This is a genomic window from Sphingobacterium lactis, assembly GCF_011046555.1.
In the GTDB taxonomy this organism is placed as follows: Bacteria; Bacteroidota; Bacteroidia; order Sphingobacteriales; family Sphingobacteriaceae; genus Sphingobacterium; species Sphingobacterium lactis.
Window position 1 is genome coordinate 3,456,643 of sequence record NZ_CP049246.1, and the last position, 21,289, is coordinate 3,477,931.

The window sequence follows — 21,289 nt, forward strand, 5'->3', positions numbered from 1 at the left end:
GAAAATGCCAAAAGGAGTTGCCATAACAGGAATGGGGATAATTTCTTCGATCGGGAAAACTGTCGAGGAAAATTATCAATCCCTGATTACCGGCACTTCCGGAATTTCTACCCTTGAACTGATGGATAGCAAGCTTAAAAATCAGGTAAAAGTGGGAGAAATCAAGATCAGCAATGGAGCACTTGCGGAGGCACTGGAATTACCATCGGACCATACGTTTACCCGAACTGGGCTTTTAGGGGCTTATGCTGCATGGCAGGCCATCCACAATGCCGGAATATCGGATATCAATGCCGTTCGGACAGGTTTCATCTCAGCGACCAGCATGGGCGGAATGGACATGACCGAACGCTATTTCAAGGAATACGATTCGCAGGAAACCCATCGTAAATACATCAATAGCCACCATGCCGGCGACCACAGTAACAAGATCGCCAGCTATCTGGGGATCAGGGGCATGGTAAGCTGCATCTCCACGGCCTGTTCATCGGCGGCAAATGCCATGATGATGGGCGCCCGCTTGATCGCACAGGGAAAATTGGACCGCGTTATTGTGGGTGGATGTGATGCCCTGAGCAAATTTACCCTCAATGGTTTCAATACGCTGATGATCCTTTCTGATGCAGATAATACGCCATTCGATCAAAACCGAAAGGGGCTGAACCTGGGCGAAGCTGCAGCCTATCTCGTTCTCGAATCCGAAGCGGAGATTAACCGAACCTCAAAACCTGTCTTGGGTTACCTGAGCGGGTATGGCAATGCCAACGATGCCTTCCACCAAACTGCTTCATCCGAAGATGGTGAAGGTGCTTACCTGGCTATTCAGAAAGCACTTCAACAAGCGGGTCTCAAACCCGAACATATCGATTACATCAATGTCCATGGAACAGCAACGGGAAACAACGACCTCTCCGAAGGTAGGGCATTATTACGTGCCTTTCAGGAAGTACCGCCATTCAGTTCCACCAAATCCTTTACAGGTCATACCTTAGCCGCTGCAGGTGCGATAGAGGCTGTATACAGTATGCTGGCGATCCAGCACAATTGCATCTTCCCTACCCTGAATTTCCGCAACCAAATGGAAGAGTTTGATTTAATTCCGGTGACAGCATTACAGAAAAAAGAGATCAACCATGTCCTTTCCAACTCCTTTGGTTTTGGAGGCAATTGTTCCACCCTTATATTTTCCAAAAACTGATGGACAAGTGCTATATCAACGGTATCGGCTCGGTCAGTATCCAAGCATTGGACTTTACTATATATGAAGGGACCCCTACTGTCCTCCAGCACAGGAATACGGCCGTCCACCCTGACTATAAGGCATTTATTCCCGCAGGCATGCTCCGTCGGATGGCATCCGGTGTAAAGATGGGCATTTTTGCTGCTAGGCAGGCCATGCAGGACGCGGACCAGCAAAACCTGGATGCAATTATTACAGGCACCAGCCTTGGCTGCCTCCAGGATTCGGAGAAATTTCTGGATGCCATGATCGAAAATCAGGAAGAATATCTGACGCCCACATCGTTTATTCAATCCACACACAATACCGTGGCTGCGCAAATCGCATTGCAATTGCCAAGTAAGGCCTATAATTTTACGTATGTCAATGGAGGAAACTCCTTTGAAGCTGCGCTATTTGATGGATTGCAGCAAATACATACCGAAGAAGCCCAAAACATCTTAGTTGGCGGCCTGGATGAAACAGCACCCCAATTTGATCACTTGTTTCAATTGGCCGGAAATTATAAAACCCCAGATGCAGCAATCGACTTCCAAAAGCCAAAAACTGCCGGTATACCTGTGGGTGAAGGTGCCAATTTCTTTATCCTCACAAATCAGCAAACAGAAAATACGTATGCCGAATTGCTGGATGTGCACCTTTTCAACAGTCCACGCATCCATGCCGAGGCCGAAATCGAAGAATTCCTGTCCTACCATGGGCTCGACCGAAATTCCATTGATGTACTCGTACTCGGGTATAATGCAGACCAACAACAGCAGTCCTTTATGGACGAATACGCGGTTCTATTTCCAAATACCCCACAGGCCTACTATCAACATCTTTCGGGCGCCTTTGATACCGCATCCGCTTACGGCCTGAAAGTGGCTTGTGAAGTGCTCCGGCAGCAGGAGCTTCCAAAGCAGCTTCAGTACAATCAGATTAAACCTATTCGCTTAAAACACATCTTACTTATTAGCCAATCCAGAGGTACGGATTACAGTTTCGTTTTATTGAGATCATGCTAAAACATCAAAATATCCGGATCGTGATGGCCTGCGCCCTCTTGGTAACAGGTTATTTAGGATTTGTAGGATCTGTATCGCTGCTTCTTCCACTGGCAATCGCCCTCGTGTGGTTAGGATTGACAGCTTGGGGAGCATTCGATATGCGGCTGGGATATTTTGGTAAAACATATTGGCGTGGCAACCGACAGGAACTGCAGCATATCGCATTAACATTTGACGATGGACCAACACCCTATACACACAAAGTGTTAGCCCTACTGAAAAAATACAACATGCAGGCAACCTTTTTCTGTATCGGCAAACAACTGGAGGAACATCCAGAAATCGCTGTTTCCATTTTCGAAAATGGTCATCAGATTGGCAACCATAGTTACAGCCACAGCAAGCAAATTGGCTTCTTTGGCCTTAAAAATATGTTGGAGGAGATAACACATACCGACCAAATAATCAAAAAGGTATGCAACACCACCACCTCTATATACAGACCGCCATTTGGCGTGACCAATCCGACTATAGCAAGAGCAACGAAGCAATTGGATAAGGAAGTCATCGGCTGGAGCATCAGGTCATTGGATACCGTTATCAAGGAGGAGTCTTCCATACTGAAACGCATTATTCCCCGATTGAAGCCGGGTGCCATCGTCCTGCTCCATGACACCTCAGAAAGCACCGCGAACCTGTTGGAACAGTTGTTGATTTATATGGAGCGTAAGAAGTTAAAATCGGTAACTGTCGATGAACTTTTAAAAAAATGAAGAAAATGAATATGGATAAGTTGAAAGGATTATTGGTTTTATGTGCTGTATTGTTGAGTACGGCTGTATTTTCTCAGACAAAAATGAGTGCTGCGGAGGCGAGTACCTTTAAAGCAAATGTGGATAAGCAAGCTCAAAAAATCACCAGCATCACGGCAGATTTTGAAGCCAGTAAATATGTTTCCGTGATCAAGAACCCATCCAAAAACTCGGGTATCTTTAAATTGAAGGGTAAGAAATTACTCTGGAAATACAATGCGCCCCAACAAAATGCCATGCTATTCGATCAGGATAAGTTGTACATGCGCGATGATAAAGGAAAGAAATCGACCATTGACTTAAATAAAAACAGAAGGTTTCGCCAATTGCAACATTTAATGACAGAAACCAATACAGGAAATGTATTGGATGAAAAGAATTTCTCCATTGCCTATCTAAAGCATACCAACGGTAAATCTGCCTTGCTAACACCGAAAAATAAGGACATGGCCCGTTTCATCAAGGAAGTAGTCCTGACCTTCCCAAACAATGAATACACGGTTTCCGAGATCAAGATCGTCGAAAAATCCAACGATTACACCGTCTTCAAATTGAAGAACAAGAAATTCAACACTTCGATTAGCGATAGTGAGTTTAAATTGTAATTTTGCATAAACCACCCTTATTAATCGTATATGCTGTTACCCGATTTCTATACCCTGCAACATCGTGAGGTCATTGCGAACCAGATCAATGCCCGTATTTTGCTGCATGCCGAGCATCCTATTTTCAAAGGGCATTTCCCGAACAATCCGGTGACCCCGGGCGTCTGTATGTTGCAGGTATTCAAGGAACTCGCAGAAGAGGTGGTCCAACGGCCATTGAAGATCCAATCGTGCAAGAATATCAAGTTTACTGCATTGATCAACCCATATGTCCATCCGGAGCTGGCGATTGAAATCACACTGACGCCTAATGGCGAAACATACAAGATATCGGGCTCAGCCTCCTTCGCCGACACGCAAGCATTGAAAATTCAGGCCCTTTTAACGGATTAGTATGACCCTTTCGAACACGGCCCATCGGATATGCGTCCTAATCCCGACCTACAACAACGCCAAAACTTTAAGGCGCGTTGTGGATGGGGTGTTGCAGTATATTTCCGACGTATATGTGATCAATGATGGCAGCACCGACGAAACGCGACACATACTATCCGAATATCCCAATGTTCATGTTCTCCATCAGGAACGCAACCAAGGAAAAGGGAAAGCCCTATTGCGTGGTTTTCAACAAGCCTTAGCCGATGGTTATGACTACGCCATTACCATAGATTCAGATGGGCAACATTATCCGGATGATATCCCTGTATTCTTGGCTGAATTAAAAGCACATGATGAGCCAGTCCTATTGATCGGGAATAGGGATATGGGGCAAGATGGCATCCCGAGAAAAAGCAGCTTCGGCAATCGGTTTTCAAATTTCTGGTTTTGGTTCGAGACCGGCATCAAATTGGACGATACCCAATCCGGATACCGTATGTACCCGCTGAAGCATTTGCCGAAACACCTATTTACCAATAAATTTGAGTTTGAGATCGAGATTATCGTTCGTACTGCGTGGAAAGGCGTATTGGTGAAGAATGTTCCGGTAAAGGTCCTTTACGACCCGCAGGAACGCGTTTCCCATTTTCGACCGTTTCGAGATTTCACCAGGATCAGTATACTGAATACCGTCCTGGTCATCATCACTCTACTGTACATCAAACCACGTAATTTCTTCCGAAAGCTAAAAAAAAAAAGCTTCAAGCAATTCCTGAAAGAAGATATTCTACAAACGCAGGATAGCCCTGAGGTAAAGGCACTTTCCCTTGCAATGGGTATCTTCATTGGCATAATTCCCGCTTGGGGGTTCCAGACTTTCCTCTGCCTCAGCATTGCCGTTGCCCTACGGTGGAATAAGGCACTTGCCTTTCTGGGTTCCAATATCAGCATCCCACCCATGATCCCCGTGATCGTCTTTCTTGCCCTGCAGATCGGTGGCTTTATCCTACCGACCGATAAACCGATGACTTTCGATTTTGATAAAGTGGATATCGAAATGATTAAAATTCATCTGTATCAATATGTGGTTGGCAGTTTTCTTTTAGCTATTTTTACTGCGGTTTTAGTCGGATTACTGTTTTATGTCATCCTGAAATACTATGCTCGGAAATCCATAAAGAATGTCCAATAGTTTTTATTACATCTTCAAAAGTATTCAGAAATATCCCAAGTGGGCATTGCTGTTGGCCGTTCTATTTTTGGTGGGCAGCGTATTCCTCATCAAGGATATTCGGTTCAATGAAGATATCAATAAGGTAATTCCCTCCGAACAAAGTACGGCCTCGGCAAGCGACATTGCCCAGCACATGTCCTTTACCGATAAGGTTGCCGTCATCTTTACCAAGAAAGATTCAGGCTCCACGGAAGACCTCAGCAATGCTGCACAAGCCTTTATCGATACCCTGGAAAACTTTCAGCCCTATTACCACACCATCCAGGGCACATTGGATGAGGAACTTTTCGACAGATCCTTTCAGTTCGTCTATAGTCACTTACCGATCTACCTTGATGAACAGGATTACCAAATTATTGAACAAAAACTTGACAAAGACTCCATAAAACATCAAATATCAGCAAACTATAATACCTTGATGAGTGGATCAGGATCCTTTTTAAAGGACATGATTATTCAGGATCCATTGCAAATTTCCTTTCTGGCTCTACGCAAACTGCAACAGTTTCAGGGGGGATCGGACTATGTTTTTTCGGATGGGTTTCTGTACGCAAAGGACGGTAATCGGTTATTCCTCTTTATCAACCCAAAATACGGAGGCGCTGAAACCAAACATAACGAAGATTTTGTGGATCATCTCCGCAACATCCAAGCACAGCTGAACAGCGATTATCCGACCGTAGAAACAAGCTATTTCGGTTCTGCCTTTATTGCCGTGGCCAACGCCAAACAGATCAAGAGGGACATCCTGACCACGGTGGCTATCTCGGTCACCCTGTTGATGGTGATGCTGATCTTTTATTACAGAAATTGGTTGGTACCCATCATTGTCATGATCCCATCCGTATTTGGCGGATTATTCGGGATCCTATGCCTGTATTTCATCAAATCGGAAATATCTGCAATATCGCTATCCATTTCGGCGATCCTGATCGGGATTACCATCGACTATGCGCTTCATTTCCTGACCCATTCCAAAGGCAGCCGAGACCAGAAACAGCTGTTCAGGGATGTTTCAAAACCATTGCTGATGAGCAGTACCACCACTGCTGTTGCCTTCCTCTGCTTGTTGTTTGTGCGGTCTGAAGCATTGGTCGACCTGGGAATATTCGCCAGCATAGCGGTTGTCGCCACAGCCATCTTTACACTGATCATTCTTCCACACGTGTATGCAGGGAAACCCGTGCAACATGTGCATACCATTGATAAAATCGCTTCCTATCCCTTTGAAAAGAATAAATTCTTGATCGGCACATCGCTATTGCTAATTGTCATCAGCCTATTCACCTATCATCGGGTAACGTTTGATGGCGACTTATCCAAAATCAATTATATCCCCAAGGATCAACAAGAAGGAGAACGTATCCTTAGCCAAGGGAACGAAGTTTTGAAAACCCTGTTTATCGTCAGCTATGGAGCCGATGAAAAAGAGGTGCTGGAGAAAAATGCTTTAGCGGCAAAAATTCTCGATACAGCCCAGCAGGTCATTAATTACCAATCCTTTAGTACCCTTGTGCCAAGTCAGGCGCAGCAACAGCAGGCCATAGCGCGATGGAATACCTTTTGGACAGCACAGCGCAAGGCCTTCGCCATCAAAGAGGTCGAGCAGGCAAGTCTTGCTGCCGGATTTGTAGAAAATACGCATCAGGCGTTCTATGAGGCACTCAACCGCTCATACACAGCCATCAACTTGGACTCTTTAAAGGCATTCGACGAACAGTTCTTTCGAGAATTTGTCCATGGAAAGCCTCAGCAGCTTATTATTTCCAATACGGTAACGGTGCGGCCGGCTGATCGTGACGCCTTTGTGCATAACTTTAACCAATCTGTGGGCAAAGAACCACTTATGCTGATCGACAGGCAGGCGTTGAACGAACAATACCTCGGCTTCCTGATCAAGGATTTCAATGACTTGGTCAGCTATTCCTTTCTGGCGGTCCTGATCATCCTTTTTATATTCTATAAAAGGATCGAATTGGTAATCGTAGCAGCAATCCCTATTGCGCTGACCGGTTTCATCACCGCTGGCCTTATGGGGCTCTTACAAGTTCCTTTCAATATATTCAGTACCATTGTATGCACCTTGATCTTCGGGCATGGCATTGACTTTACCATCTTTATGACCTCTGCACTGCAGAAACAATATACCGATGGGAAAGATGAAATGCCGATCTATAGGACTTCCATTATCCTAGCCGTATTGACGACCATCCTGGCCATAGGCGCCCTAATCTTTGCCCAACATCCCGCATTAAAGTCCATTTCTTCCATAGCACTCATCGGTGTCAGCGTGGCCGTTTTGGTTACATTTGTACTTTACCCCATATTATTTAAGTTTTTATTTTTCAACCGGGTAAAGAAAGGATTATCACCGATTAACTTGGGACTACTTCTACAAGGGTTGTACCTATTCGGGTATTTCGCTTTGGCCAGCATCGTTGTCTCCTTTCTCATACGAACACTATGCTATCTGCTACCTATTTCCCGCACAAAAAAAGAACTTTTATTCTCCAAATGGATGTCCTGGTACATGACTTCGGTTTTGTTTATCAAGGCAGGTATGAGTATAAAGATATTCGGAAAGGAGAAACTGAAATCCCAGCCGCAACACATCCTAATCGCGAACCATACTTCGTTCCTAGACACGTTGAGCATGGCTATGTTGCACGAGCGGATTATTTACATGGTAAACGATTGGGTATTTAAATCACCCGTTTTTGGCCGAGCGGTTCGCTTTTTGGGCTTTCTACCGACTTCGGCAGGCCTGGATGCGCAACTGGACAAACTCAAGGCCCGCATCGGCAAACTATTCTCGATTGTGGTCTTTCCTGAGGGTACGCGTTCCAAAACAGCGGAAATCCACCGTTTCCACAAGGGTGCATTTTACCTATCGGAAGAATTGGATCTATCCATCACACCGGTGTACCTCCATGGAAATGCCGAGAGCTTGCCAAAGGGAGATTTTATCATCTATGATGGGCTGAGCGAAATCCATGTTGGCGACCCCATCTTACCTTCCGATCCGCGATTCGGAATAGGATATGCACAGCGGACAAAAAGCATCAGCAAACATTTTAAAGAAACATTCAAGCAAATTCGCCTGGAAAGAGAAGGTCAGGATTACTTCCGCAAAAAACTCAAACTGAACTACCTGTACAAAGAAAATAACTTGGCAAAGAAAGTTATGGCAGATTTCTCTCTTCATAAATCGCATTACCATCGCCTTTTTTTGGACATCGAGGAAGATGCCAAGATTGCACACATAACTGGGGATTACGGGCAGGTAGACTTTCTGATGGTGCACCAGTTTGCCAGCAGAAAGATCACCACCTATAATCCGAAAGACGACCATAGGGCTATCTGTAGGGCCAGTTTCATCCTTCAAAAGTTCAACATCCGCTATGTGGACCACCTTGCGGAATTGTGGAATGGACAGGATACCTTGGTCCTTTCCCATCTTGAAAATTTGACGCTGGCCATCCCTGCACATATCCAAAAAATTATCTGCCTATGCAGCAATTTGCCGAAGGAATTCGTAGATTTCAAGATCAGTTTTCAAAGCGATAATTACACGATTTACGAAAGGAATGAAGGAAACTAGGTGTTTTGATGTGGTTGTTATGGGATCCGGCCTGGGTGGATTGGTGACTGGTTTGCTGTTGGCAAAAGCTGGGAAAAAGGTCTGTATCCTGGAAAAAAACAACCAATACGGTGGCAACCTGCAGACCTTCGTTCGCGATCGGGAAATCTTTGACTCCGGTGTCCATTATATCGGCTCGCTGGGCAAAGATGAGAACCTGGGAAAATATTGGCAGCACTTGGGCGTTTTGGATTCCATCCATTTCCAACGGATGGATATGGACCATTTCGACATTATCCGGTTTCAGGACGATCCCGTTGCCTATCCCCATGCGCAGGGAACGGCAAACTTTATCCAGCAATTATCCGCGATATTCCCCAACGATCGGGCAGCACTCGAACAATACATCGCTGAGATCGCCTATTACTGCGAACAGTTTCCATTGTATCAGCTCAAAGCTGAAGTTGGCTACAACGCCGAAATCATGGAAAGGAGCAGCTGGGACGTGATTTCATCCCTAACGGCCAATAAAAAATTACAGGCGGTCCTTTTGGGAAACGGTTTTCTATACGGCCTGCATCGGGATGCACCATTTTACATGCATGCCCTGATCATCAATTCCTATATGCAGAGTGCCTGGCGCTGCACAAAAGGAGGCAGCCAGATCACCAAAGCATTTACACGTCAATTACGGCAGCATGGCGCAAAACTGTACAGCCATCAACACGTCACGCAACTGAACTTTGATGGCAATCGCATTGCGAGTTGTGAAACCGCAACGCACCGCTATGAAGCCGATCAGTTCATATCAAATTTAAGCCTCTCAGCGCTCTTCAAGCTGTTCAATGAGGAACAAAGCAACAAACCTTACGTTAAGCGCGTACAGGGCTTAAAAGAAGGGCCATCGGTCTTTTCGACGCATCTTGTCCTGAATCCGAATGCCATCCCCTACTTTAACCATAATATCTATCATTTCGAATCGGAGGAAGATGTCTTTTCGTATGCTGGTAATTGGACGGGATTCAGACCAAAATCCCTCCTTATCACCTGCAACCCTTCCGAAGACAAACAGTCCTACACCACGAATATTTCCATGTTGACCTATATGGATCCAGAACAGGTAGCCCAATGGAAGGACACCTTCAACACGGTGAATCATCCGGGGAACCGTGATGAGCACTATCAGCAGTTCAAGGAGCACATCGCACATGAAATGATAAGCATCGCAGCAACCTATTTACCTAACTTAAAAAATCACATAAAATCTATACACACCTCATCACCTTTATCTTATCGTGATTATATTGGCAATAAAGATGGTTCTATGTATGGGATTGAAAAGCTGGCATCCAACCCGATGGCCAGCATGATATCGCCCAAAACGAAGGTTCAGAATCTGGTCCTGACCGGCCAAGACATTCGCTTGCATGGATTATTGGGTGTCACGATTACAGGTTTCCTAGCGGCTGCTGAAGCGCTCCAGGACCCTCAATTTCTAACGAACGTATTCAAGGAGATGAACGATGATTAGGTGCCTGCTGTTTATATGTATGGCTGTCCTCTTGTCTTCTTGTGGCAGCATTCGCCATATCGACAGGGAGGAAAAGAATTTCCAGAGCACCTTCGATAGTACGGCGGTAGACCTCCTTTCAACGGATCAGTTAAGCCGCTCCCCCCACGGGAATTGGCAGCTTCGTCTGAGCGGTCAAGATTTTGCATTGGGCTATAAGCGGGGAAAGCTCTATGGACCACTACAACAGTATCAGGAGGCTGCATTCTTCCATAAGGTCGATGCCATGGTTCCCAACCCGCGAAAACAGCGATTCCTGATTAAGTTCCTCAAATGGTATCACCGCACCATGCTAAAGGATATCCCGCTGGCCTATCGTCAGGAAATTTACGGACTTTCGCGAAGTGCCAGCGACCAATACGATTTCCTGGGCACCAAATACGAACGCAGCCTCCTTTTGCATGGAGCACACGATATCGGCCACGCCATGCAGGACCTGATGTTGGTGGGCTGTTCATCCGTGGCGCTGTGGAATGAAAACAGTGCCGATGGAAAGCTCCTGATCGGTCGTAATTTTGATTTCTATGTCAGTGAGGAGTTCGCAAAGCATAAAATCGTCGAATTCATCGATCCTCAGGATGGGTACAAGTATGCTGCAGTCTCCTGGCCGGGTATGATCGGTGTCGTGTCGGGCATGAATGAAAAAGGTTTGACCATCACCTTGAATGCAGGCAAATCCTCCATTCCCCTGCAGGGTAAAACACCGATATCCATCGTCGCTCGCGACATTCTCCAGCATGCCAGAAACATCGAAGAGGCTGTGGCACGTGCGCAGAAATTCCAGGTTTTTATCTCGGAATCACTACTGATCGGGTCTGCCGAGGACAACAGCGCCGTCAATATAGAGATCAGTCCCAAGAAATTTGACGTGTTTGAAGTGGAAAATGGCAAACTACTTTGTACCAATCACTTTCAATCCGACACCTATAGTAAAGATAAAAGAAACGAAAAGCAGATAGCCACTTCCCACAGCCAGTACCGCTTGGAAAAACTGCGGGAATCATTCCATGGACAAAGGCAATTCAGCCCGACCCAGGTAGCCCAAGTGCTGCGGGATGTTAATGGCTTGGATGATACCGATATAGGCCTGGGCAATGAGAAATCCTTGAACCAGCTATTGGCCCACCATGCAGTGATCTTCCAACCGCATGACCTGAAGATGTGGGTATCCAACAGTCCTTATCAACTGGGTGCTTTCGAAGCATACGATTTGCGGGAGATATTCCAGAACGGCAAGGAAGTAACGCCCGTACAGGGGTTGGAAATACCTGCAGATAGCCTGCTCTACGAACCTCGTTTCGCCGATTACCAGGCATACCGCAGTTACCTGCCGGTGATTCAACAAGCAACCGAGAAGAAAACTGAACTCCCCGACGAGCAACTCAAGGCGTTTGAGAAACGCAATCCCAATCTCTGGCTCAAAGCGAAGACCTTGGGAGATTACCATTATGCATTAGCGAATTACAAAAAGGCCGAATATTATTACGTAATTGCATTGGAAAAGGAAATCAGTGCAGAAAAGGCACGGGAACAGATCGAAAAGAAATTGCGAAAAACGAGGAAGAAATGATGACGGAACGACAAGAACAACCAACGGCTGAAGCTATAGCAAACCTGCAAAATGAATTGCTGAGAAAGCAACTCGAATACCTGAAGAGGCATTCCGCTTTTTACCAGGCGAAATTCGCAAGGGAACAGGTTTCGTTCGATAATATTCAGACGGTGGCCGACCTATCGAAGATTTCCGTCACAACCAAAACTGACCTGCAGCAGCATAACCAAGATTTTTACTGCGTACCCATGACGCAAATCCGCGATATTTCCACGACCTCAGGTACGCTGGGTACTCCGGTAACCTTTGGCTTAACGGATAAAGACCTGGACCGATTGGCGTACAATGAGATGCTGTCCTTTCAATGTGCCGGGATCAGGGAAGGCGATCTGATGCAGTTGATGACGACCATCGACAGACGGTTTATGGCCGGCATGGCGTATTTCCTGGGTTTACGGAAGTTGGGCGCAGGAGTCATTCGTGTAGGCGCGGGCGTACCACCCCTGCAATGGGATTCCATCTTGCAATATCGTCCGAAATACCTGATTGCCGTACCGTCCTTTATCCTGAAGATGATCGACTACGCTGAAGAAAATGGCATCGATTACCGCGCATCATCGATCAAAGGGGTCATCTGCATCGGTGAGGCCTTACGTACTGCCGACCTGCAACCTACCCTCTTGGCGCAGCGCATCCAGGAGAAATGGCCCATTGAGCTGTATTCCACCTATGCCTCCACCGAAATGAGCACGGCATTTACGGAATGCTCCGCATTTCAAGGTGGGCACCATCTCCCCGAATTGATTATCACCGAAATACTCGATGAACATGACCAACCCGTTGCCGATGGCGAATTGGGCGAACTTGTTATTACTACCCTCGGTGTCGAGGCTATGCCGCTATTGCGCTTCAAGACCGGCGATCTGGTCCGGAAGCATAGCCAACCCTGCTCCTGTGGGAGAAACACGTACCGCCTGGGGCCTGTCGAAGGTCGATTGGAGCACATGGTAAAATACAAGGGGACAACCCTCTACCCTCCGGCCATGCATGATGCAGTCGCTCATTTTAAGGAGATCAAGGCCTATGTAATCGAAATATCGTCCAATGAGATCGGTACGGACGAAATACTGATCCGTATTCACGCAACGGACCAATCGGAAGAGTTTATCGCTAAAATGAAGGATTATTTCCGCGCAAAGCTGCGGGTGACGCCGCATATCACCATTGAAAATGAGGGTGAACTGCAAAAGATCATCTTCAATCCGTTAAGCAGAAAACCCATCACCTTTATCGATAAACGAAGATCACCCTAAAAACCAGCAGGTTATTTCAACCGGCGGAACACACGTGTACACTGCTCAATGCAATTTGGGTAGCTGATGTGCAGGGTGTTGTCATCCGACAGATTTAAGTTCGACGATCCAACCACACTTTGTGGAGATCGTTTATCCGTAGCGCAATCCTTAAATACCACTTCCGTATTCCCTTTTCCCAATTCCCATTTCTGGTCCGGATTGTACGAATAGGTCCCCGTACAGGTGAAATCCGATGCCTCCACCCGCAAATCGTCATGGAAGGTGACGATATAATTTTCCTTTTGCACATCAACGTTATGAGTGGTCGCACCATCGCTCACGCGTGTCTCAACCAGTTTCCATCGACCCACTATCCCAGCATCTGTCGGGGTGGTAGCGAAATCATCATCTTTGCTGCAGGCACATGTCACCAGCAACAATAGCAATCCTAAAACAACATTTTTCATCATCTCTTGAAGGTTTTTAATTATGATACACTAAATTTTAATGCTAATTAGTTTTGCAGCAGGATAATTTCCCATAATTAGGTACGTGTAAACTTACGAAAATATTCGAATTTCCATCCTTTTACATTTTATCTACAAGCGATATTACTGGTCGATAAATCATAAATTATTCTGTTAATTAGCTCCTAATTCGCATCAGCACGGCAAGACCATGAAAAAGCAGCTTTTAAAGAAAATTCAGGATCAAAAGGAAACCATAAAAAAAATCAATCTTCGGGAACAATGGCTGGAAGAAGTACCGGATATGCTAAAGTCCTGCCACCAGGTCGAGGAAATTGATTTGACCGGTAACTACTTATTCGAATTACCCGATTGGCTCTTTGAATTTCCGAAACTGAAGGCGCTGCATCTTGCGCTGAATGACATGGAATCTATTCCCAGAGCATTGGCCAAGGCCCAGCATCTCGAAAAACTTTCCATCGATGCCCCGATTGAAAGGCCAATCCCGGATGTCGTGGCTTCCCTCACGAATTTACGGAAATTGGATATCGTTGATAAAATCCATGGTTTCCCCGCAGGCTTCTTTGACCTCCCGTACTTGGAAGAATTGAATCTCCATTCTCCTGCGATCAGCAGCCTCCCGGAGGACCTCTCCAGGCTACCAAGCCTAAGGTCTTTTTCCCTTTCCCAAATCGCATCCGTTTACGACCTGGACGAGGACAAAAAGGCGGTTCCATTGGATGCAGAACAGTTGGTTGCCGTTCTTTCCAAATGCAGCAACCTAAGGAAATTGGATCTTTCCGGTTCTGGTATGCACATCATCCCCAAGAATATCAACAAACTTCAGCAACTCACCGCGCTGCACCTCAACACAAACGGGATCAGCATCCTACCGGAAGCGCTTTTTGAATTAACAGGATTGGAAACCTTGGACCTGGGCACCAACAGCATCGGCCATCTTCCCAAAGAAATAAAATTCCTGACCAATCTTAGAAATTTACTCCTGAATTCCAACCATACCCCACCTATCGTCCTAACAAACCTATTCAACAGCATCCAAGACCTACCGCATCTCCAAAAACTGGCACTGTGGAGCTGTCAAACAAAAATGGAAATCCCGGAAACGTTATCCGAATGGACATCTCTACGGGAATTGGATCTGGATAACAACAAGATCAAGACCTTGCCAAAATCCATCAAGGAGATGACCTGGCTCAAGAAACTCAGGATATCGACCAACCCCATTTCCAAAAAAGAAATGGAAGATATTGTGGAAGCCCTTAAGAACACACAAGTTACTGCATTTTAAGGATAGATTTACCTAGATATCTGCTCCGCTTACCTTGGCATCACAAACGCACCGATAAGGGCGGCTGGATGCAATCCCCTATCGTTGAGCAGTTTTCCACGATTTCCTTTTTGGTCATAATAGAACACGGTCATCGCGACAAAAACAGCCTCGACCTGTTCGTTGAGGATATCGTGTGAAAAAACACGTTGCTTGAACAAATTATCCGCTTCCTGAAGCAGGTCGACTTCCAGGATATGTGTGCCCAAAGTCTCATAATCCTTGAAATTCGAATGAAAAGCTTTGATGTCAATCTGGATTTCGAGCCAAAAACAGTTCTTGGGTATATGCAGGTGTTTGCTCCCATCGAATTCGGGCATTCTGACCCGCAATTTCCGAAAGCGACTGAGTTCAACCATCGGTTCCAGGAAAACATAGTCGTGGTGATGGCAATACCCATTGAATTGGAATCCTTGCAGGCGACCCACGCTGGCTAGGTAATGGTTATCTTGTTGCCGCGGGGAGATCGGGTTGCAGCGCATGCAGTTTATCACCTGTTTGGTGAGCCGACTGTGCAGCAGATCATCGTGCCACCCCCGATGCACATCAAAGAAAGCGTTCCTTAGGGCTTTAGCTACGCTACTGGCATACCCAAAATCCTTGGAAACCCGCTTCATTTCCGTTGTTGGCCGCACCTTCCGAAAGGGCTTGGTCTGGACCACCTGCAGACCTCCAACATTCCGCTTGACCAGGTTCCCGACCTGACCAGACATCAAATTATTTTTCTCAATTGCCATACTTCAAATTACCGAGTAAAAACACTGAAAAACAACAATTTATGAATTTTTAGTAAAATCGAAATTTGTTGACGAACAACAAATACTTTTCGTAAAAAGGTTACGAATTATATGTAATAGATCATTAACAAAATACCGTTAAAACCATAAAAAGAATTCCCGTTTAGCGGCAATTTTCTGCCAAGCTTGCCCCTACCTTGCCTGACATGCGTCCGAGGTGAGACCGTGGTGAGACCGTGGTGAGAGCGTGTCCTTGACACGTCTCCACCTCGGATGAAGTTCGGCCGCAATACGCATGCACCTCGGACAAGGTCCGTTGATGGACAACCAAAAACCAAATTCCAAGGGGCTATTATTCCAAGAAATTGACAGTAATTTTTTATATTACCCTTTGCTAACAAAACCTTATGAAAAATATACTCTTCCTAATCATGCTCTGTCTTGTTCAAGTTGCCCAGGCGCAGCAGTCACCGCAATTGGAGTATATCAAAATCTGGAATTTCCTAAAGTATTACCATCCCGATCTGGCATCCAGTAAAGTCGATGCCGACAGCCTCTTCCTCGCGCATATCGAATCGCCGGATTTAGCTATCAACAGCACTGTTGCTGTACTTACGGCGGAGCTGAAGACGGTTCCAGGAACAAATCCGCAGGCAACTGATAAGCAAGAAGTACTGACAAAGAACCAGAACTTCGATTGGTACCTTCATCATCCTGCCCTATTAAAGAAATACAAACAGAAACTGTCCAGTATCTACCGAAATCGACACCGGGATACTGCTCATTTCTATGTGCCCAGCCTATCCTATACGCAGGATATACCCAATGAACGGAACTACAAAATCAAGAAAGATGAAAATCCGCCTTTGGGCTTACGATTACTGACCCTGGCAAAGATTAAGGGGGCCATAGATTACCTGTACCCACATAAATACCTGATGGCGGTCGATGCGGAGGCTCAATTTGATCAGCTGGTTCACGCTGCCATGGCCTGCACGAACCGCCTGGAGTTTGACCGCATATTGGCAAAGGCGGTTAGCAGCATGGAAGACAGCCACGCCTTCCGCTTTCAGGAGCAACTTAGCTCCCGAAGGGATATTTTCAACAGTGGATATTATGCGCCATTCGGATTCCATGTTACGCCTGATGCCCTACTGATCACCGCTATCATCGATTCAGCGCGCTGTGCCGAGGCACAGATACGGGTTGGAGATCGTATCCAACAGATAAACGGAATGGCCATCAGTCAGGTGCTGAACGAAAAGAAATCCCTTTTATCCGTTTCCAATATCAATGGCCTGCACCATCATCTCGCCGACTATCAACAGAACCTGATCTGGCCGGACAGTAAACCCCAAAAACAATTGCATATCCAACAAGAAGGAACATCAGACCTGCGAATCGCTCATGTATCGTTTCTCAACCCACGGGACACACTAGAAGCAAAGAAAATCATTGCTTACATCCGCCAAACCAAACAGCAGGGGCAGCCCGCCTCGATTTTCAACGATCGCTATGCCTATTTCAAGATCGATGAAACCTTCACGATGATCGACGATGTGCAGGATGATCTGGTTGACAAACACATGCAGGCGATTCTCGATACTGCGGCAAAAAAAGAGGCAATCATTTTTGATATGCGCGGATATCCCGACTGGGGCGGTTTTGTATACCACTACATCTATGGCTTTTTCGGGCCGCGAAAAAACTATTTTGCCCGGTACTACCAGCAGAACCTGGCGAATATCGGCACCTTCCACTATCAGGATGCAGCAGAAAGCTATTTCCCTGCCCTAACGGAAAAACAATCAAAGCATTATCCGGGCAAGGTTTTTATCCTCGTGAATGCAGAAACCCTGAGCGCAAGCGAATGGAACACCATGAATCTGCAGCACATCTTCCCCCAAGCGGTGACCGTCGGCGAACAGACCGCTGGAGCTGACGGTGATATCAAAAAGCTGATGCTCCCCTTGGGCTACAGCTTGGTATTTACCGGGAATGCCGTTTACTACCCTAACGGCCAACAGACGCAAAAAACAGGGATCCGGATAGACCGTCATGTGCAACGTTCTGACAGGGATATCATCCAAGGTCGAGATGTCGCGCTCGAAATTGTTACACAGGAACTTATGCGCTAAGCATTTTCTATACTAAGCACACAGACCATTTCACCCGTCTTATCGAAACAAATTGACAACAAATCTATTTTTTACAAAATATTATTTTGTTTATATAATTTTAACCCAAAGCTAATTCCAAATATTCGGTAAAAATTACTATTTTTGCGGCGTTAAAAATTATTCAATTATATACACATTGCGAACGCCCTTATTCTCGAATATCGCGTCATTTTTAAGGACTGAATCCAGTCTGGATGCCCTACGAAATATTCTCTGCATATTAATCCCCAGTTTATTGCTATTTATCTATTGGGATGGGCACATCGCGATTGCCTTTGCCGTGGGTACCCTCCTGGCGGCCCTGACTGATCTTCCAGGCAACAAATCGGATAAGTGGACAACAGCGAAATTCTGCATCCCGATATTCCTGATCACCGCATTCAGCATCTCACAGGCACTGCATCACCAGTCCTGGACCATCATCCTTTTATTGGGGATCTATGGCTTCGCCTATACCATTATTGCCCTTTTGGGATTCCGTATCAATGTGGTCGGTAACCTAGGGCTGATCGTGGCCAGTTTCACCATTGGCCTTCGCCCTGAAGAACCGGTACTCTTCAGCCTTTCGCTGACCGCAGGTGCTGTATTTTTCTTTACCGTCTGCATGCTGCAGGCCTACCTGCAACCCCACCGCTCCCTGCATTACGCCGTTGAAGGTGGCATCAGCAACATGGCGAAATTGATTCGCCTAAAGATCAAATGCTATGACGAACGCGTCCCGCTGAATAAGACCTATAAAGAGTTGAGTGCCCTGCATATCCGGGTCAGCGACCAGTTGGAAGCGATACGTTCCATCCTCCTTCGTGACGATAGCCTACAGACCGGAAAGGACAACAACAGTGAAATCTGGTTGGCCCGATTGTACAAATTGGTCGACCTATACGAATTGCTGATGGCTGTCGATAACGATTACGAAAATATTCAGAAAACCCTATCCGGAGGCAATACCCTAGCACTCATCCGGAAGTCCCTCGCGATCCTATCTTCGGAAACGGCAAGACTGACGCACACCAACCGCGGAAAAACCTTCCGCAGCAGAAAAAAGGACGAACTGGACCGCTTATTCTATCAATTGGATTTTGAAAAGAACCAAGCCACCGGCGAAAAGGGAAAATTGATCGACTCCATCCTCTTGCAATTGCGACAGGTGGCTGACATTCTGCAGAATATCAATACCGAACAGATCATTGCCGACCACACCTGGGTCGAGAGCAAGAATTATATCGATTTTGTTGCCCCACAGAGTAATTTCAGGACTATACTGAACAATCTGAACTTTAAGTCGCCCGTATTTTCCTATGCCGTGCGGATGGCTGTCCTCTTGATGGCCGGTGGCCTGATCGGCTACTTACTTCCGGAATTTCGCTATGCTTCCTGGATTCTACTGACGATTATCTTAGTGGCCCGACCTAGCTTTACCACGACACAGAAACGCAACTACCAGCGGATTATCGGTTCGCTAGCGGGAATCGCGATCAGCCTGATGTTCCTGATCTGGGTCGAGAACACGTACCTGTTGATGGCCATTGCGGCATTCTGTCTCTATCTTTTCCTGCTGTTCAACAAACCGAATTACCTCGTATGCTGTATCTTCATCACGATCACGATCCTCTTGGGACAAAAGTTGCATGAAGGTGAGCTCCATGATATATTGGGCAGTCGTTTTGCTTTCACGCTGTTGGGGTCAATCTTTGCCGTATTGGGCTGCTTGGCCATCCCGATCAACCATTACCGATCGGTGGAACAGAATACCAGATCTCTCCTGCAACATTTCCGGAATTACCTGAACAAGATCCAGGAAAGTTTCGAACCGCAGCAATTGAGCCACTACGACCTAAGGTTATTGCGCAAGTTTACCCAAGCTTCACTGGCGCAGTCTTATGATTCCCTTGAACAGTTTGCGAAAGACCCAATCAGGGGCCGATTCCACAAGGCGGACATCCGTCATTTCCAGACCCTCGCCTACCGTATAAACGCCCTTTTGGTCGGACTATCCATTCAGATTACACGCCTCGGATTGCAACAAACGCAGGAGGAATTGATCGAACGGATAGCATATGTGCAGTCCCTGATGGATGAGGCGGATCAACTGGCGGGCATCTTCACCAAGGACCGACGCGATAGCAAACCAGAAAAGATCCAACTGCAGGCAAGTAAATAAGGTTCCGCAGCAAAACTTTTCAACAGCAAATCCGAATTTCGAAGAAAATGCGGATATTGGTTGAAAGAAGCATACTATGGAAAACAATCAACTGATCTCCAAGGAGCTGAACGACTCCTTCGACCAGACCATCGCCCTTATACAAGACCTTTCGGATATTCAGGTAAACCGCAAGCCGGACGAGCACAGCTGGAGCATTGGCCAGGTTGTGGAACATATCCTGATCTCCAGCACGGGAATTCCAGACCGCAGTACAGAACCTACCGACCGCGCATTCGATGAACTCGTACCGGCCATAAACGGCATATTTCTCGATTTCAGCACGAAGTTCGATGCAGATCCTGCCCTTCAGCCAAGAAAAGACGCCTATATTGCCGAGGACCTCATCCAACAACTCAAGGACCGAAAAACAAAGCTGATCCTGAAAATTAAGGACAAGAACCTTCGTTTGCTCTGCAAGGATTCTGAATTTCCTCAATTGGGCTATCTGACAGGATTTGAATGGCTGACCGTCATCAGCTCGCACACCAAACGCCATAATAGCCAGATTGAAAGGACCAAGGCGCTTTTGGAAGAAATTGGACAGCAATAAATGTCCCGGCAGAGCCTATCGGACCTGGGCATACAAATGAATTCCCTTTACAGGGACACATGCAATCAACCTATACACCTACACCATGGAAATTATTAAAGCAGACATCACGGACATCGTTCGGCTTGAGCCAATATTCAATATTGTACAGAGCATTTTACGGTCAAAAGGTCGATAAAGATGCGGCAATTGGATTTTTGGAACAGCGAATCGCAAAAAATGAGTCCGTTATCCTATATGCCCAGCAAGATGCAGAGATCGTCGGGTTTACCCAGGTATTCAGCACATTTTCCTCGGCATCCCTCACCAAAGTATGTATATTGAACGATCTGTTTGTTCTGGAATCGGCTCGCAACAGAGGAATTGCCACGTTGCTGATTGAAGAAGTTTTGGCGTTGGGAAAAGCAGAAGGCTGCTCCCGTGTTTCCCTGAGTACCGCGCAGGATAATCCAGCACAGAAATTGTACGAGCAATTGGGTTTCCGCGAGAGCGCATTCAAGTTCTACAATTTTGCACTTTAATAACGAGCACAACACTTTGTTTAAACCG

Annotated in this window: 17 protein-coding genes; 15 read left to right on the forward strand and 2 right to left on the reverse strand. The window is 46.2% G+C overall.

The window, feature by feature from the left end; translation table 11 throughout:
- Nucleotides 1-4: 4 nt before the first annotated feature.
- The 10 genes from G6N79_RS15120 to flxY are packed head-to-tail and all read left to right on the forward strand — an operon-like array spanning nt 5 to nt 13,273.
- A complete protein-coding gene (locus tag G6N79_RS15120; protein WP_103906039.1) occupies nt 5-1,198 on the forward strand; it encodes a beta-ketoacyl-[acyl-carrier-protein] synthase family protein in 1,194 nt (397 codons plus the stop codon).
- Nucleotides 1,198-2,247 carry a beta-ketoacyl synthase chain length factor gene (locus G6N79_RS15125; RefSeq protein WP_103906040.1) on the forward strand — a complete coding sequence of 350 codons (1,050 nt, stop codon included), beginning with the start codon at nt 1,198-1,200 and terminating at the stop codon, nt 2,245-2,247. The genes G6N79_RS15120 and G6N79_RS15125 overlap by 1 nt, the downstream gene beginning before the upstream one ends.
- Nucleotides 2,241-3,002 (forward strand): polysaccharide deacetylase family protein, encoded by a 762-nt coding sequence (locus G6N79_RS15130; RefSeq protein WP_103906041.1) that lies wholly within the window; start codon nt 2,241-2,243, stop codon nt 3,000-3,002. The genes G6N79_RS15125 and G6N79_RS15130 overlap by 7 nt, the downstream gene beginning before the upstream one ends.
- Complete coding sequence (gene lolA2 / locus G6N79_RS15135) at nt 2,999-3,646, forward strand: flexirubin biosynthesis/transport protein LolA2 (protein WP_103906042.1); 648 nt, start codon at nt 2,999-3,001, stop codon at nt 3,644-3,646. Before G6N79_RS15130 ends, lolA2 begins: the two co-directional genes overlap by 4 nt.
- 30 nt (nt 3,647-3,676) lie before the next feature.
- Complete coding sequence (locus G6N79_RS15140; protein ID WP_103906043.1) at nt 3,677-4,039, forward strand: ApeI family dehydratase; 363 nt, start codon at nt 3,677-3,679, stop codon at nt 4,037-4,039.
- Between the two features lies 1 nt (nt 4,040).
- Nucleotides 4,041-5,216, forward strand: coding sequence for a DUF2062 domain-containing protein (locus tag G6N79_RS15145; RefSeq protein ID WP_103906044.1), 1,176 nt, complete (start codon nt 4,041-4,043; stop codon nt 5,214-5,216).
- The gene (locus G6N79_RS15150; RefSeq protein ID WP_103906045.1) at nt 5,206-8,859 is read left to right on the forward strand and encodes a 1-acyl-sn-glycerol-3-phosphate acyltransferase; all 3,654 of its coding nucleotides are present in this window, start codon (nt 5,206-5,208) and stop codon (nt 8,857-8,859) included. Before G6N79_RS15145 ends, G6N79_RS15150 begins: the two co-directional genes overlap by 11 nt.
- A complete protein-coding gene (locus G6N79_RS15155) occupies nt 8,846-10,369 on the forward strand; it encodes a phytoene desaturase family protein (protein WP_103906046.1) in 1,524 nt (507 codons plus the stop codon). Before G6N79_RS15150 ends, G6N79_RS15155 begins: the two co-directional genes overlap by 14 nt.
- A gap of 19 nt (nt 10,370-10,388) precedes the next feature.
- Nucleotides 10,389-11,978, forward strand: coding sequence for a C45 family autoproteolytic acyltransferase/hydrolase (locus G6N79_RS15160; RefSeq protein WP_160003700.1), 1,590 nt, complete (start codon nt 10,389-10,391; stop codon nt 11,976-11,978).
- Nucleotides 11,975-13,273, forward strand: a complete 1,299-nt coding sequence (flxY, locus tag G6N79_RS15165; protein ID WP_234993184.1) for a flexirubin biosynthesis putative acyl-CoA ligase FlxY — start codon at nt 11,975-11,977, stop codon at nt 13,271-13,273. Before G6N79_RS15160 ends, flxY begins: the two co-directional genes overlap by 4 nt.
- A gap of 11 nt (nt 13,274-13,284) precedes the next feature.
- On the opposite strand, the gene G6N79_RS15170 is transcribed toward flxY, so the two are convergent.
- Nucleotides 13,285-13,725, reverse strand: a complete 441-nt coding sequence (locus G6N79_RS15170) for a hypothetical protein (RefSeq protein WP_103906048.1) — start codon at nt 13,723-13,725, stop codon at nt 13,285-13,287.
- 208 nt (nt 13,726-13,933) lie between these two features.
- On the opposite strand from G6N79_RS15170, the gene G6N79_RS15175 reads away from it, so the two are divergent.
- Entirely contained in the window at nt 13,934-15,031 is a 1,098-nt protein-coding gene (locus tag G6N79_RS15175) for a leucine-rich repeat domain-containing protein (RefSeq protein ID WP_103906049.1), read from the forward strand.
- Nucleotides 15,032-15,060: 29 nt separating this feature from the next.
- Here the strand turns inward: G6N79_RS15175 and G6N79_RS15180 are convergent, their stop codons facing one another.
- Nucleotides 15,061-15,807, reverse strand: coding sequence for a hypothetical protein (locus G6N79_RS15180; protein WP_103906050.1), 747 nt, complete (start codon nt 15,805-15,807; stop codon nt 15,061-15,063).
- A 407-nt stretch (nt 15,808-16,214) separates the two neighbouring features.
- On the opposite strand from G6N79_RS15180, the gene G6N79_RS15185 reads away from it, so the two are divergent.
- The 4 genes from G6N79_RS15185 to G6N79_RS15200 all read left to right on the forward strand — a co-directional run bounded on the left by G6N79_RS15185 (nt 16,215) and on the right by G6N79_RS15200 (nt 21,261).
- Complete coding sequence (locus G6N79_RS15185; protein ID WP_103906051.1) at nt 16,215-17,945, forward strand: S41 family peptidase; 1,731 nt, start codon at nt 16,215-16,217, stop codon at nt 17,943-17,945.
- A gap of 277 nt (nt 17,946-18,222) precedes the next feature.
- Entirely contained in the window at nt 18,223-20,148 is a 1,926-nt protein-coding gene (locus G6N79_RS15190) for an FUSC family protein (RefSeq protein ID WP_146060608.1), read from the forward strand.
- A 76-nt stretch (nt 20,149-20,224) separates the two neighbouring features.
- Nucleotides 20,225-20,740 (forward strand): DinB family protein, encoded by a 516-nt coding sequence (locus tag G6N79_RS15195; RefSeq protein WP_103906053.1) that lies wholly within the window; start codon nt 20,225-20,227, stop codon nt 20,738-20,740.
- Nucleotides 20,741-20,799: 59 nt separating this feature from the next.
- Nucleotides 20,800-21,261 (forward strand): GNAT family N-acetyltransferase, encoded by a 462-nt coding sequence (locus G6N79_RS15200; protein WP_103906054.1) that lies wholly within the window; start codon nt 20,800-20,802, stop codon nt 21,259-21,261.
- Nucleotides 21,262-21,289: the final 28 nt, after the last annotated feature.